Source organism: Epibacterium sp. HA2-3 (assembly GCF_055693725.2).
In genome coordinates this window covers 296448-309706 of record NZ_CM172490.1, presented here as the reverse complement: position 1 = coordinate 309706, position 13259 = coordinate 296448, and the positions used below count along the sequence as shown (strand labels likewise).

At 61.7% G+C, this 13259-nt stretch carries 15 protein-coding genes; 5 read left to right on the top strand and 10 right to left on the bottom strand.

From position 1 onward, the window contains the following. Positions 1-53 precede the first annotated feature (53 nt). The gene (locus tag ACZ1HH_RS01535) at positions 54-1466 is read left to right on the top strand and encodes a PepSY-associated TM helix domain-containing protein (RefSeq protein WP_472637111.1); all 1413 of its coding nucleotides are present in this window, start codon (positions 54-56) and stop codon (positions 1464-1466) included. Positions 1467-1512: 46 nt separating this feature from the next. On the opposite strand, the gene ACZ1HH_RS01530 is transcribed toward ACZ1HH_RS01535, so the two are convergent. Then, entirely contained in the window at positions 1513-2244 is a 732-nt protein-coding gene (locus ACZ1HH_RS01530; protein ID WP_011537651.1) for an SDR family NAD(P)-dependent oxidoreductase, read from the bottom strand. 34 nt (positions 2245-2278) lie between these two features. After that, positions 2279-2416: a hypothetical protein gene (locus tag ACZ1HH_RS01525; protein WP_472637110.1), complete on the bottom strand. Its 138-nt coding sequence runs from the start codon at positions 2414-2416 to the stop codon at positions 2279-2281. A 49-nt stretch (positions 2417-2465) separates the two neighbouring features. Here ACZ1HH_RS01525 and argB point away from each other — a divergent pair, with 49 nt between their 5' ends. From argB to ACZ1HH_RS01505, 4 genes are all read left to right on the top strand, one after another. Then, a complete protein-coding gene (gene argB / locus ACZ1HH_RS01520; protein WP_472637109.1) occupies positions 2466-3326 on the top strand; it encodes an acetylglutamate kinase in 861 nt (286 codons plus the stop codon). Positions 3327-3454: 128 nt separating this feature from the next. Further along, the gene (locus ACZ1HH_RS01515; protein WP_472637108.1) at positions 3455-4150 is read left to right on the top strand and encodes a ferredoxin; all 696 of its coding nucleotides are present in this window, start codon (positions 3455-3457) and stop codon (positions 4148-4150) included. Beyond that, entirely contained in the window at positions 4147-4644 is a 498-nt protein-coding gene (locus ACZ1HH_RS01510) for a SixA phosphatase family protein (RefSeq protein WP_416367813.1), read from the top strand. The genes ACZ1HH_RS01515 and ACZ1HH_RS01510 overlap by 4 nt, the downstream gene beginning before the upstream one ends. 204 nt (positions 4645-4848) lie before the next feature. Continuing rightward, positions 4849-5274: a GNAT family N-acetyltransferase gene (locus ACZ1HH_RS01505; protein WP_472637107.1), complete on the top strand. Its 426-nt coding sequence runs from the start codon at positions 4849-4851 to the stop codon at positions 5272-5274. A gap of 163 nt (positions 5275-5437) precedes the next feature. Here ACZ1HH_RS01505 and ACZ1HH_RS01500 read toward each other — a convergent pair whose 3' ends face one another. The 8 genes from ACZ1HH_RS01500 to crcB all read right to left on the bottom strand — a co-directional run bounded on the left by ACZ1HH_RS01500 (position 5438) and on the right by crcB (position 13171). Beyond that, positions 5438-6229 (bottom strand): amino acid ABC transporter ATP-binding protein, encoded by a 792-nt coding sequence (locus ACZ1HH_RS01500; RefSeq protein ID WP_011537646.1) that lies wholly within the window; start codon positions 6227-6229, stop codon positions 5438-5440. 12 nt (positions 6230-6241) lie between these two features. Beyond that, entirely contained in the window at positions 6242-7570 is a 1329-nt protein-coding gene (locus ACZ1HH_RS01495) for an amino acid ABC transporter permease (RefSeq protein ID WP_011537645.1), read from the bottom strand. A gap of 1 nt (position 7571) precedes the next feature. Then, positions 7572-8840 carry an amino acid ABC transporter permease gene (locus tag ACZ1HH_RS01490; protein WP_011537644.1) on the bottom strand — a complete coding sequence of 423 codons (1269 nt, stop codon included), beginning with the start codon at positions 8838-8840 and terminating at the stop codon, positions 7572-7574. A gap of 141 nt (positions 8841-8981) precedes the next feature. Further along, entirely contained in the window at positions 8982-9998 is a 1017-nt protein-coding gene (locus tag ACZ1HH_RS01485; RefSeq protein WP_011537643.1) for an amino acid ABC transporter substrate-binding protein, read from the bottom strand. A 312-nt stretch (positions 9999-10310) separates the two neighbouring features. Continuing rightward, positions 10311-11015, bottom strand: coding sequence for an ATP12 family chaperone protein (locus ACZ1HH_RS01480; protein ID WP_472637106.1), 705 nt, complete (start codon positions 11013-11015; stop codon positions 10311-10313). Between the two features lie 67 nt (positions 11016-11082). Beyond that, a complete protein-coding gene (locus tag ACZ1HH_RS01475) occupies positions 11083-11751 on the bottom strand; it encodes an HAD-IA family hydrolase (protein WP_011537641.1) in 669 nt (222 codons plus the stop codon). Beyond that, positions 11748-12794, bottom strand: a complete 1047-nt coding sequence (locus ACZ1HH_RS01470; RefSeq protein ID WP_011537640.1) for an RluA family pseudouridine synthase — start codon at positions 12792-12794, stop codon at positions 11748-11750. Before ACZ1HH_RS01470 ends, ACZ1HH_RS01475 begins: the two co-directional genes overlap by 4 nt. Further along, the gene (gene crcB / locus ACZ1HH_RS01465; RefSeq protein ID WP_044026649.1) at positions 12791-13171 is read right to left on the bottom strand and encodes a fluoride efflux transporter CrcB; all 381 of its coding nucleotides are present in this window, start codon (positions 13169-13171) and stop codon (positions 12791-12793) included. The genes ACZ1HH_RS01470 and crcB overlap by 4 nt, the downstream gene beginning before the upstream one ends. Positions 13172-13259: the final 88 nt, after the last annotated feature.

The window sequence follows — 13259 nt, the reverse complement described above, 5'->3', positions numbered from 1 at the left end:
CCCTGATTTCACCGCGTTTCAACGTGGTCTTACTGGTATGGAGACATCCCACAATGGCACTCAGCCAATCCACCGGCGTGGACAGCCGTCCCGCCGCCCCGAACCTGTCGCAGAAATTCTACTTCGCCGCCTGGCGCTGGCATTTCTACGCAGGGCTTTACGTTATTCCCTTTCTGATCATGCTGGCCGTCACAGGTCTGATGATGATGTTCATCACGCAGGTGGACGGTCGCGACGGCGAGACCCTGCGCGTCTCAGTCACGGGCGCCGAGATGCCGATCGAGGCGCAGATGCAGGCCGTCCTGGCCGCCCAGCCCGGTGCAATTGTCGAATGGATCGCCCCCAAGAGCGCCGATCTCGCCACCGTCTATCGCATTGCCCCGCCTCAGGGCGGAAACCGGATGGTTGCTCTCAACCAATACACGGGCGATGTGCTTGAGATCTGGGACCGGCGCGCCGGGTGGTACGACTGGGCCGACAATATGCATGGAACTCTCCTGATCGGAGAGACGGGCGACCGCCTGATCGAGATCGCAGCCGGGCTCGGGATTGTGCTGGTTGTCACCGGGCTCTACCTCTGGTGGCCGCGCGGCAACTGGCGTGCAGCGCTGCTGCCGAATCTGCGCGCGCGGCGACGCGCCCTTTGGAAAAACCTCCACGGGGTGCTGGGCTTTTGGATGTCCGGCCTTCTGGTGGTGTTTCTCATTTCCGGTCTGGCCTGGACCGGCATCTGGGGTGAGAAATTCGTGCAGGCCTGGTCCAGCTTTCCGGCGCAAAAATGGGACGCCGTGCCCACCTCGGACAGCACCCATGCCGCGCATCTGAACCACGGCAGCACCAATGATGTCCCCTGGGCACTGGAACAGACGCCGATGCCCATGTCTGGCTCCACCGCCGGAACACAGGGGCTTGCACCGGGCGAAGCGGTCTCGCTGGGGTCGGTGATTGCGCTTGGGCGCGCGCTCGGGATGGAAGGCCGCTTCCGCGTCGCCCTCCCGCGCGATGCCAATGGGGTCTGGACCCTCAATCGCGACAGCATGTCCGGTGACAGCACGGACCCCTTTGTCGACCGCACGGTGCATGTCGACCAATACACGGGCAAAATCCTGGCGGACGTGCGCTTTGACGATTATTCGCTGGCGGGCAAGGCCATGGCGGTTGGCATCCCCTTTCACATGGGGCTCATGGGGCTGTGGAACCTCGTTCTGAACACGCTGTTTTGCCTGTCGATGATCTTTGTCTGCATCTCGGGCATGGTGATGTGGCTCAAGCGCCGCCCCACGCGTGCCGCACGTCTCGCTGCCCCGCCGATGCCCGAGGATCTGCCGTTCTGGAAGGGTGCGGTGCTGATCGGGCTCTTTGCCTCATTGGCCTTCCCGCTGGTGGGTCTGACGCTCTTGGCGGTACTCGCACTGGATGTGCTGATCCTGTCGAACCTGCCCCGCCTCAAACGCGTGGTCAGCTGACCATCGGCCCGGCTTTGCGCACAAGGCCGGGCCAATCCTGCGGCGTTCAGACGTGCTGCGCGCCGTTCACCTCGATCTCGGTGCCGGAAATATAGCTGCTCTTCTCCGAGCACAGGAAATAGATCGCATCCGCCACCTCGGAGGGCTGGCCAAGCCTGCGCATCGGCAGCTTTTCCACGATCTTGTCGGTGCCGGGGCTGAGGATCGAGGTCTCCACCTCGCCCGGCGCAATCGCATTCACGCGCACGCCCATCGGCCCGAAGTCATGCGCCATCTCGCGCGTCAGCGCCGCCAGCGCCGCCTTTGAGGTGGCATAGGCCGCCCCCGCAAAAGGATGCACCCGACTGCCCGCAATCGAGGTCACATTGACCACTGCCCCCTTGGCCGCGGCCAGCTCCTCGCGCAGGCCGCGCGCCAGCACCACCGAGGCAAAGAAATTGACGTGAAACACCTTGGCCCAATCCATCAGATCGGTGTTGAGCGTGCTCAGCCGCTCGCCATCGGGGCCCTTGGGCGAGATACCCGCGTTGTTGACCAAAGCGTCAAGCCTGCCGTCCTCCAGACGTTCCTGAATGACACCAACCGCATTGATGGTATCCGAGGGGTCCGACAGATCCAGCTGCACATGGTTTTCCTCGCCGCCGCCCCAGGGGCATTCCTTGGGAAACGGTTGGCGTGAACAGGTAATCACCCGCCATCCCTCGGCGTTGAACCGGCGCACGGTGGCATGGCCGATGCCCCGGCTGGCTCCGGTCAAGAGCAGGGTTTTGCGACGCATGGGCTGTCCTCTCACGGCTGATGCTGCGCAGACCTTAGCAGCCCGTGCCGCGACGGCAATGGCATCCGGCACAGCAGAGGGCGCCCTGCACCACCATGCGGATCAGATCCCCATCGGAGAGGAGCGCTGCAACCAGATCCTGCTTGGCAGGCGGGCCGGAAATGCGTAACACCGATGGAACACTTCGCCCCGGCATCCCCCGAGGCCTCAGGACCAGACAGATGAAGACCAGAGACATGAACCGCGACTGGATTGCCACTGCCGAAACCCTCTCAAGCGCCCTGCCCTATCTGCAGCGCTATGACGACGCCATCGTGGTCATCAAGCTCGGCGGTCACGCCATGGGCAGCGACGAAGGCATGGAGAGCTTTGCCCGCGACGTGGTGCTTCTACGTCAGGTGGGCGTGAACCCGGTGATCGTGCATGGCGGCGGGCCGATGATCAACGCGCTGCTCGACAAGCTGCAGATCAAGTCCGAATTCGTGAACGGCAAGCGCGTCACCGACGCAGCCACCATGGAAGTGGTGGAGATGGTGCTCTCCGGCATGGTCAACAAGCGCATCGTGCAGGCGATCAACGCCCAGGGCGGCAAGGGGATTGGCCTGTCGGGCAAAGACGCCAACCTCATCACCTGCGAGGCAACCGATCCCGCACTTGGTTTTGTGGGCACCCCTTCCGAGGTGAACGCCGACATGCTGAAGAACCTCTTTGAAAAAGAGTTCATCCCCGTGATTGCCCCCATCGGCTCCGGGACGGCCGGCGAAACCTTCAACATCAACGGCGACACCGCCGCAGGCGCCGTGGCCGCCGCACTCAAGGCCGACCGGCTCTTGCTGCTGACGGATGTGGCCGGTGTGAAGAACGCCGAAGGTGTGGTCGTGACCGAGCTCAAGGCCGCCGATGTAGAAGCGATGACCACCGCAGGCGTAATCGCCGGTGGTATGATTCCCAAGACCGAGACCGCTCTGGCCGCCGTCCGCGGCGGGGTGCGCGCCTGCACCATCGTCGACGGACGCGTGCCCAACGCGGTCCTGTTGGAGCTGTTCACGGATCACGGCGCAGGCTCGATGATCCGCAGCTGATCCTCAGCTGATGCGCTGTATTGGTCCCGGGCGTCTCGGGACCACGACCCGGCCGATACAAATGCCCCGCGCAGCCCTTGTCTGCGCGCAGGGTTGCCAGAACGCCCAGTTCAGGGTCTTCTGGGGCAATGGCCGCCCCTCAGTTTTCTCCAGACCTTCAAAACCGATACGACCAGCTCTCGGCAGCGCTCCCTCCGCTTGGTCTGATGACCTATGGCAGCGTTCACCCTAAACGTGTGCCTGTGCCCGGCTATGACAGCGGCACTTTGATCCTGATCGGCGCCGCGTCTACCTTTTGGCAGGTGCTGTCAACCGCCCCCGAGGGCCGCGACAACAGGCCCGATCCGGTTGATCGCTACTCCCGCCGGGTGATTGAAAGACTGGCGCGCCACCATGGGGCACAGAACGCAGAATTTCCCTTTTGCGGGCCACCCTACGCGCCATTTGTCGCCTGGGCGCTCGCCTCGGGGCGCGCCTTCACATCTCCGTCGCAACTGCTGGTGCATGATGAGGTCGGCATGCTGAATTCCTACCGCGGAGCCCTGTTTTTTGACGAGACATTTGCGACCCCACCGCCCCGGCTTTCCCGCTCTCCCTGTGCAAGCTGCGTCGCGCGCCCTTGCCTCTCGGCCTGCCCCGCACACGCCTTGGTTGACGAAGGCCCCTATAAACTGGCAGCCTGCCACAACCACCTGGACACACCACAGGGTGCGGAGTGCATGGCATCGGGCTGTATCGCGCGCCGAGCCTGCCCGCTCAGTGACGGTGCCGGACGCCAGCCTGCGCAATCTGCCCACCACATGAGATATTTTCATCGCCCATGACCTGTACCCTGTTTCTGACCCGCCACGCAAAATCCGCCTGGAACACCGACGCCCCCAGCGACCACGCGCGCCCGCTGAACACGCGCGGCCGCCGCTCGGCCGCCGCTCTGGGCGCCTGGGTCCGCGAACAGAGCAGCCCGCCTCTGCAAGTGCTCTCCTCCTCGGCGCAGCGCACCCGCGAGACCTATGATCTCATGGCACTCACCGCTCCGGCGACCTTCACCGAGCGCCTCTATCATGCCACGCCCGAGATCCTCTACGATGTGCTGCGCGAGGCCACCCAGCCCAATGTGCTGCTGCTGGGCCATAATCCGGGTCTCCTGGCCTTTGCTCATGATATCGTCAAACATCCGCCGCCACACTCGCGGTTCGACGACTACCCCACAGGGGCAACTCTGCTGGTAGAGTTCGACATCGCGCATTGGGCCGAGATGCAACCGCACAGCGGCCGGGTGATCGATTTTGTGGTCCCCCGCGAACTCTTGGGAGAATAACCGCGCCTTGCCTGCAGAGGCCCCGCGCGGTAGGCTCTGGCTCAGACACAGGAGATTTGATGTCCCGTTGATACCGGCGCAACCGCGCCAGTGCTGCACCCCCAACCAGGCAATCGCGTGCCGCCTCGGCCGTGACTGTCGGTGTGTGCAATCCCATCAACTTCACCGCCGCCCTGTGCGGCGCAACACGGGACAGTCCTGACAATGATCAGACCCTATTCTCCGTCGGATAAATCGACGGTCCTCGACATCTGGCGCGCGGCCAGTGCCATCGCCCACCCGTTCCTCAGCCAAAGGCTTGTGACCGAGGCCGAAGCCATGATCCGCGACCAGTTCCTTGACCTTGCCGAAACCTGGATGATCGCGCCGGGCGCCACACCCGTTGGCTTCATCGCACTCTTGGGCAATGAGGTCGGCGGGCTGTTTGTTCTTCCAGACCATCAGGGCAAGGGCTACGGGCGCGCCCTTCTGGATCACGTACAAGCGCGCCGCGAGGCGCTCACGCTCAGTGTCTTTGCGGCAAACCACACGGCGCGTCGTTTCTACGAGGCCTACGGTTTCACACCTTTAGAAGAACGCCTCAACCCTTTCTTCAAACACAAAGAAATCGTGATGCGCCTACCAAGCTGACACAGGAACCGGAGCGCAAAAGCAACTGCGCTCTGCCTTCAGCTTTTTGAAAATATCTCGGGGGTCGGGCCCGCAGGGCTCGAAAGGGGGCAGCGCCCCCTCCCCCCATACCATGCGAAAAGGCCGGGCATCGCCCGGCCTTTTCTCAATTTGACAACAGATCTCAGTGACCGAGGATCTGGCTCAGGAACAGCTTGGTGCGTTCGCTTTGCGGATTGTTGAAGAACTCTTCGGGCTCGTTCTGCTCCACAATCTGCCCCGCATCCATAAAGATCACGCGGTTCGCCACTTGGCGGGCAAAACCCATCTCGTGGGTCACGCAGAGCATGGTCATGCCTTCTTCGGCCAGCTCGATCATGGTGTCGAGCACTTCCTTGATCATCTCCGGATCGAGCGCCGAGGTCGGCTCGTCAAAGAGCATGATCCGCGGCATCATGCACAAGCTCCGTGCAATGGCCACACGCTGCTGCTGACCACCGGACAGCTGACCGGGATATTTATCCGCCTGTTCGGGGATTTTCACCTTTTCGAGGAAATGCATCGCGCGCTCTTCGGCCTCTTTCTTTGGCGTCTTGCGCACCCAGATCGGGGCCAGCGTGCAGTTTTCCAGAATGGTCAGATGCGGGAAGAGGTTGAAGTGCTGGAACACCATGCCAACCTCGGAGCGGATCTTGTCGATGTTCTTGAGATCATTCGACAGCTCGGTCCCATCCACCACGATCTTGCCCGCCTGATGCTCTTCGAGCGCATTGAGACAACGGATCAGGGTGGATTTGCCGGAGCCCGAAGGCCCCGCGATGACGATGCGTTCGCCCTGGTTCACCGTCAGGTTGATGTCGCGCAGCACGTGAAACGCGCCGTACCACTTGTTCATATCGGTGATCTGGATGGCGACCTCATCCGAGACTTTCATCTTGGAGCGGTCGATTTCTCGGTCGAGAGCAAGTTCAGACATATGTTGAACTCCTTAACGGTGGCCAGTCTGGAGTTTGCGCTCCAGGTACATGGAATAGCGGGACATGCCGAAGCAGAAGACGAAGAACAGAAGCGCGATGAAGCCATAAAGCTCCCACACGAGGCCGTTCCAATTTGCGTCAGCACGGATGGCGTTTGTCAGGTTCAGCGGGTCAAAGAGACCGATGACCGACACCAGGGTGGTGTCTTTGAAAACGCCGATGAAGGTGGAGACGATGCCCGGAATGGAGATCTTCAATGCCTGCGGCATGATGATCAGACGCTGCGCCTGCCAGTAATTGAGGCCAAGACTGTCGGCACCCTCATACTGACCCTTGGGCAGAGCCGCGAGGCCACCCCGGATCACCTCGGCCATATAGGCAGAGGCAAAGAGCGTCACCATGATGAACACACGCATGATGATGTCAAAGTTCGTCCCCGGAGGCATGAAGATGTTCAACAGCGTCGAGGCCACAAACAGAAGCGTGATCAGCGGCACACCGCGAATGAACTCGATAAAGCCCACGCAGAGTGTCTTGACGATCAACAGGTCCGACTGACGACCAAGCGCCAGCACGATCCCGATCGGCAAGGACAGACCGATGGCCACAACCCCGATGAGGATCGACAGCATGAAGCCCCCGAACTGGCGCGACTCGACAGATTCCAGTGCCAAAGGCACGATCCCTGCAAGAACCGACGCAATGAACGACGCCACAAAGAGCCACCAGACAACGGCGCCAACGACCCCTGAAATCAGGCCAATCAGTTCCGACGTCGCTTGCGACACCGCTTTGTAGACGAAGTAGCCCACAACGAAGCCCGCAGCGATCATCACCGGCGTCCAGACGGTGCCGCCCCACAGAAGCCAGGGCATCAGGAAGGGGTATGCGGCGCTGAAGTAGATCAGCTTTGCAGGCACCTTATCGGCAAAGAGCACCGGCGCCAAAGCCACGAACAGCAGCAAGAAGGCCAGAACCGGTCGCCAGCGCAGGTCAGCCGTCCCCGGCTCGGAGCCATTCGGGTAGAACCCAAACAGCAGCTGCGGCCAGCGTTCGGCGATCACGCCCCAGCAGGCCCCGGCATTGTGGCCCGTGCGGCCCAGCTCTTCAAAGATGACACGACACTCGGGGAGCGAGCCCGCCGACCATGTTGGCACCCAGGCCCAAGTGATCAGCCCTATCAGGATCTGGATCACAAAGTAGAGCGATACCAGGGTCAGGACCGAGTTGAACCAGTTCGAGAACAGGTTTGCGCGCATCCAGCCCAGCACACCCACTTCGCTTGCAGGGGGTTCTTTGGGCGGCAGCATCTCTGTGCGTACAAAAGAAATGTCACTCATGTTACCGCTCCACCAGTTTGACGCGATTGTTGTACCAGTTCATGACGCTGGAAATCAGCAGGCTGATCGTGAGGTACACGAGCATGCCCAAAAGCACGGTTTCCAACTCCCGTCCGGTCTGGTTCATGGTGATCCCCATCAAGGTCCCGGTCAGATCCATGTAGCCCACGGCGATCGCGAGCGAGGAGTTCTTGGTCAGGTTCAGATAGTTGGAGATCAGCGGCGGAATGATCACGCGCAGCGCCTGCGGCAGGATCACAAGGTTCATGATACGCTTGGGACGCAGGCCAAGGGCGGCGGCCGCCTCTGTCTGCCCCTTGGAGATCGCAAGGATACCAGAGCGCACGATTTCAGCGATAAACGCAGCCGTGTAAAGCGAAAGCGCAAGCCACAAAGCGATCAGGGAGTTCCGCAGGTGAGTGCCGCCCGCAAAGTTGAACCCCTTGAGCGCCGGATAGCCCAGATGGAACCCCAGCACGAACAGCAGCAACGCCGAAGGCAGCACAACCACGGCAGAGCGCATGTGCCAGGTGGTTGGCCGAAGCCCCGTGCTCTCCTGTGTCTGATCGGCCCAGAGGCGGATGCGTTTGGAGACATAAAGGCTCGCGCCCAGAACGACCAGCAACGCGATCAGGTCCAGCGAGACGTCAAAGCGAACAGCTGAATCACCAAAAACACCGATGTTTCCAAGGGAGTTATGGAACAGCGGCTCCGGGACATAGACACCGCGGTTGGTGACGGCAACGCTGTCAAAGACGCTCATGGTCGCTTCGGGGTTTTCCCCCCGGAACGCCCGCGGCGCAGGCAGGGTCTCGATCAGGATCGCCATGATGAACACGATCCACAAGAGCAGCGGCACGTTGCGGAACATCTCAACGTAAACGGCCATCAAACGGGCAACAAGCCAGTTCGAAGAGAGGCGCAGAACACCGATGATCACACCCAGAATGGTTGCGGTAATACAGCCCAGAACGGCCACAACCAGCGTGTTCAACAGCCCCATCAGCGACGCGCGCATGTGGCTGTCCTGATTGTCATAATCCAGAAGGCGCTGGTTGATGTCATAGCCCGCGGGCTCTGACAGGAATCTGAAACTGGGCTCTTTACCCAGATCTGCTAGGTTTTGTGCGGTATTGCTGATGATTGATCCAACCAGGATCAAGAACCCGATCAGCGCGACAACCTGAATGGTGGCTGAGCGATAACGGGTGTCGTAAATCAGCATCGACAGCCGAAAAGTCTCTTTCGGCGGGTCAGTCAAAGTCGACATATGTTGGGATCCCCGAGGCCTGCGGTTCCAATCCTCCCGGTGAGGTTCTTCCTCACTCCGGGATCAGCCGCAGATTTCGTTATTCTTTAACTTGGAAGAAGGGCGCGAGGAGAACCTCACGCCCTTTTCCGGTTTCGCTAATTAACGGAACGGCGGTGCGTAGAGCAGGCCACCATCGGTCCACTGTGCGTTCAGACCACGCGCCAGGCCAACCGGGGTGTCTTCGCCGATGGTCTTGGCAAAGATCTCACCGTAGTTGCCGCCAGCGGCCAGCGCTTTTTGAGCAAAGTCAGCTTCCAGGCCAAGCATCTCGCCGAGGGTGCCTTCGGTGCCGAGCAGACGGTTGATTTCCGGGTTGTCGGTACCTGCAGCTTTCTCAGCCAGGTTTGCGGAGGTGATGCCCAGCTCTTCAGCTGCGATCATTGCGTTCAGAGTCCAGCGCACAACGTCGCCCCACTCGTTGTCACCGTGACGGACCAGCGGGCCGAGCGGCTCTTTGGAGATGATCTCCGGCAGAATCACGTGGTTTGCTGCGTCATCAAAGGTCGCGCGGGTTGCCGCCAGACCGGATGCGTCGGTGGTGTAGACGTCGCAAGCACCGGCCAGGTACTGCTGGCGCGCTTCTGCGTTGGTCTCGATCGGAACCGGCTCATAGGAGATGTTGTTGGCACGGAAGAAGTCCGCGAGGTTCAGTTCGGTGGTGGTACCGGTCTGAATGCAGACAGTTGCGCCGTCCAGCTCCTTGGCGGAGGACACGCCCAGCTCTTTGGGGACCATGAAGCCCTGACCGTCGTAGTAGTTCACGCCGACGAATTCGAACTTCAGGTCAACGTCGCGGCTGAAGGTCCATGTGGTGTTGCGGGCCAGCATGTCGATCTCGCCGGAGGCCAGTGCGGTGAAGCGGGTCTTGCCGGTGGTCGGCACGTATTCGACCTTGCTCGGGTCACCCAGGACGGCTGCAGCAACAGCGCGGCAGACCGCGATGTCAAAGCCTTCCCACTCACCGTTCGCGTTCGGCGCAGAAAAGCCGACCAGACCGGTGGAGACCCCGCAGTTCAGTTTGTCGCGTGCCTTGACGTCGTCAAGCGTGCCGGCTGCGGCTGCACCGGCTGCGAGACCGGCCACGGTCAGCGCGCCAAAGAATACGGAATTGTTCATGTTTACCTCTTCCTGACTATCCACCTGAGTTTGGTGGTTCTTTATCACCCACCCCGTCACGGCGCGGGCTGTTTGAAACGGGGTTGGCCCCGTTTTCGAGGCCGAGTTTGGGCGGATTCATCAACGTACGTCAAGGGCAGTATCACCGAAATCAATGGGCTTTTCGCCTTGAACCGCGTGAGGCTGGTATTTTTTGCGCAGCCTTTGGCGCGAATCACAGACCGCACGATTCGGCAAACGGCGCTCCGACCGGAACGCCGCCATCGATGTCGCAAAAACGCAGATGGATTCGCCCTGCCCTCGGCGCGCGGCTCAGGCGCGGGCGTAGAAGGCTGCCGCGTGCTCAAAGGCCTGTTTTTTCTGGGCTTCGATGGCCTGTGCCTCGTCATCGGGGCCCCAGAGCTCTTCTTGCCAGCGCTCATCAATGCGCGAAATTTCCCAGATCTCATCCAACGAGCGCCAGCCCTCTGCGGTGGCGAATCCAAGGATCAAGGATCCGGTCAACCCCACCAAATCGTGAAACGCCGCGAGCTGAAACGGCGTCATTTCGTGCACTCGGGTGCGCAGGGTCTCCAAAGCGGCGCTATCCTGGGGTGCATGCAGGATCCCGGCACGCGGCAAGAGGCGTGCGCCCAGCGCGCCCTCGGCCCAATCGAGCGCTGCGTCCCAAGATTCGCTCTGCCGCGCCACCAGTCCTTCGGGGCTTTCGGCGCGGTAGCACAACAGATCACTGTCGCCATATTCCGCCAGCATATCCGCCACCTCGGCAAACTGTACCGCGACCTTGTCGATGGCCGCATTGGCAGAGCGCGTGTAGGGCATCGACAGCGGGTCGATTTGTTCCTCCTGTGCGTCCCACTCGGCGGCGATGGCGTCGGCCAGCGCGCGCGTGGGCACCAATAGCGCGGTTTTTGCCGGTGTTTTCACGCGCCGCCCGTCCAGAGCCACGGCAAAACCGCTGTCGTCCTCCTCGACGCTGACTGCTTTCCAGAATCGCTTCTGTTTCCATTCACTCATCTAGGTCTGTCCTTCTTCGTCTCGGTCTTCGTCTCGGTCTTTGTCTCTAGCGTGGTCGCTGACGGGATCAGTCCGACCAGATCCGGCGCAGCAGATCCGGCAGGGCGCGATAGTCCGAAAGCATGTGATCGGCGCGCAGATGCGCAGCCGGGTGATAGCCCCAATCCACGCCGATGGTCTTGACCCCGGCGGCGCGACCCATCTCCATGTCGAATGTGGTGTCGCCAATCATCACCGTGTCGGCAGGCGGGATGCCCGTCTCCGACATCGCCGTGAGGATCATCGAGGGATGCGGTTTGGAGGGGTGGTGATCGGCCACCTGACGGGTGACGAACATTCCCAGATCATGCCCCTCGATCAGCGCGTCCAACCCGCGCTGAGATTTGCCGGTGGCCACACCAAGGATGTATTCCGGCACCGCATGAAGCGTGTCCAGCACCTCGCGCGCACCGGGATAGAGCGGCGAATGTGCTGCCCCCTCGCGCTGTCGCGCTGCCATATACGCCTGCTTATAGCCCTCTACGAGCGCACCCTGTGCCTGCGCCGATTGCTCCGGTGCCAGTTGCGCCAGCGCCTGCGGCAGCGACAGCCCCACAATCGAGAGGATCGCCGCATGCGACGGGGGCACAAGCCCCTCGCGTTCAAAGGCCTCGTTCATGCAGGCCACAATGGTCCCCTGGCTGTCCACCAGGGTGCCATCGACATCAAACAGAATGAGCTTTAGCGCAGAGGTCAAAACAGCGTCTCAAACGGGTCGTCGGCGGCCAGATCCTCGGTCCAGCCAAAGGTGTCCCAGCTCTCTTTCATGTGGTCGGGCAGCGCGGCAGTCACTGTCACCACTTTGCCGGTGACGGGGTGTTCGAACTGCAAACGGCGCGCATGCAGGTGCAGTTTCTTCGAGATCAGACCGCCGATTTGCGCGCCCCAGCCATCGCCGAGGTTCTCCTGACCCGAGCCGCCATATTTGCCATCGCCAATGATCGGATGCCCCATGCCCGCCATATGCGCACGCAGCTGGTGGGTGCGGCCCGTCACCGGCTCCATCGCGACCCAGCTTGCACGGCTCGCAACGCGGTAGAGCGTGGCATAATAGGTATGCGCGCGCTTTGCCCCGGGCGTGGCATCCACATCGCGCGGATCAACGGGGATCATCTTTTCGCCCTCGCCGGATTTGCCATGTCCCGGCGCCTTTACGAGCCCGGTCTTGATCTCGCCAAGGTAGGGCGTCGGCACGCCTGCCACCAAGGCCCAGTAGATCTTGCGGGTGTTCTTGTGGCGAAAGGCTGCGGTCAGCCCCTGCGCCGCCTTGCGGTTGCGCGCCAGCACCAAGAGCCCGGATGTGTCCTTGTCGAGACGATGCACCAGCCGCGGCTTGTCCTCGGCGTCAAAGCGCAGTGCTTCCGAGAGGCCATCTACGTGTTTGGTGGTGCCAGAGCCGCCCTGCACCGCCAGTCCGGCCGGTTTGTTGATCACCAGAACATCGTCGTCCTTGTAGATCACGCAATCGCGAATCATCTTGGCGTCGGCATCCGAGATCTTCACCGGGCGCGCCTCGGCCGGTTTCATGTCGCTCTCGGCCAGCGGGGGCACACGCACAACCTGTCCCGCCTCAACACGGGTGTTGGCCTTGACGCGACCGCCATCCAGACGCAGCTCGCCCTTGCGACACATCTTCTCGATGCGGCCCTGGTTCACATGCGGGAACAGACGCCGCAACCAGCGGTCGATCCGCTGGCCGCCGTCGTCTTCGGTCACGGTGATCATTTGCACGCCGCTCATGTCAGCACTCCTCTGGCCGCCATCATGCCAAGGGCAAGGGCTGCAATAGACAGGCCTGCGGAGAGGCCGATATAAAGCGCGGCCTGCCCGTAGGCCCCGCGCTCGAACAAGGTAACCGCCTCCAGTGAGAAGGCCGAAAATGTGGTGAACCCGCCCAGAACGCCGGTCATCACAAAGGGCGACAGATGCGTCAGCCCCTTATGCGCCGCCAGCACCACAAAAGCCCCCATCAGGGCAGAGCCAAGGATATTCACCCCAAGCACCCCGACCGGAAACCCCGTCGGTCCCAACGCGCGCAGCACGCCGACACCGATCAGGTAGCGACAGCTTGCGCCGATCGCGCCCCCAAGCGCCACATTCAATACGGTTATCAACATGCCCGCTCCCTTCGCGCGGGGCGCGCAGGATGTCAAGTTTTGCGGCTCATCCCGGCCCCCATGGCCGCTCTGCACCAGACGCAAGCCC

Excerpts from the sequence above, each read along its gene's own strand:
- ACZ1HH_RS01490 (WP_011537644.1), bottom strand. The coding sequence starts at position 8,840 with ATGTCGACTTTGACTGACCCGCCGAAAGAGACTTTTCGGCTGTCGATG.
- ACZ1HH_RS01510 (WP_416367813.1), top strand. The coding sequence starts at position 4,147 with ATGACCTGTACCCTGTTTCTGACCCGCCACGCAAAATCCGCCTGGAAC.
- ACZ1HH_RS01505 (WP_472637107.1), top strand. The coding sequence starts at position 4,849 with ATGATCAGACCCTATTCTCCGTCGGATAAATCGACGGTCCTCGACATC.
- ACZ1HH_RS01480 (WP_472637106.1), bottom strand. The coding sequence starts at position 11,015 with ATGAGTGAATGGAAACAGAAGCGATTCTGGAAAGCAGTCAGCGTCGAG.
- ACZ1HH_RS01485 (WP_011537643.1), bottom strand. The coding sequence starts at position 9,998 with ATGAACAATTCCGTATTCTTTGGCGCGCTGACCGTGGCCGGTCTCGCA.
- ACZ1HH_RS01530 (WP_011537651.1), bottom strand. The coding sequence starts at position 2,244 with ATGCGTCGCAAAACCCTGCTCTTGACCGGAGCCAGCCGGGGCATCGGC.
- crcB (WP_044026649.1), bottom strand. The coding sequence starts at position 13,171 with ATGTTGATAACCGTATTGAATGTGGCGCTTGGGGGCGCGATCGGCGCA.
- ACZ1HH_RS01515 (WP_472637108.1), top strand. The coding sequence starts at position 3,455 with ATGGCCGCCCCTCAGTTTTCTCCAGACCTTCAAAACCGATACGACCAG.
- ACZ1HH_RS01495 (WP_011537645.1), bottom strand. The coding sequence starts at position 7,570 with ATGAGTGACATTTCTTTTGTACGCACAGAGATGCTGCCGCCCAAAGAA.
- argB (WP_472637109.1), top strand. The coding sequence starts at position 2,466 with ATGAAGACCAGAGACATGAACCGCGACTGGATTGCCACTGCCGAAACC.
- ACZ1HH_RS01470 (WP_011537640.1), bottom strand. The coding sequence starts at position 12,794 with ATGAGCGGCGTGCAAATGATCACCGTGACCGAAGACGACGGCGGCCAG.
- ACZ1HH_RS01535 (WP_472637111.1), top strand. The coding sequence starts at position 54 with ATGGCACTCAGCCAATCCACCGGCGTGGACAGCCGTCCCGCCGCCCCG.
- ACZ1HH_RS01500 (WP_011537646.1), bottom strand. The coding sequence starts at position 6,229 with ATGTCTGAACTTGCTCTCGACCGAGAAATCGACCGCTCCAAGATGAAA.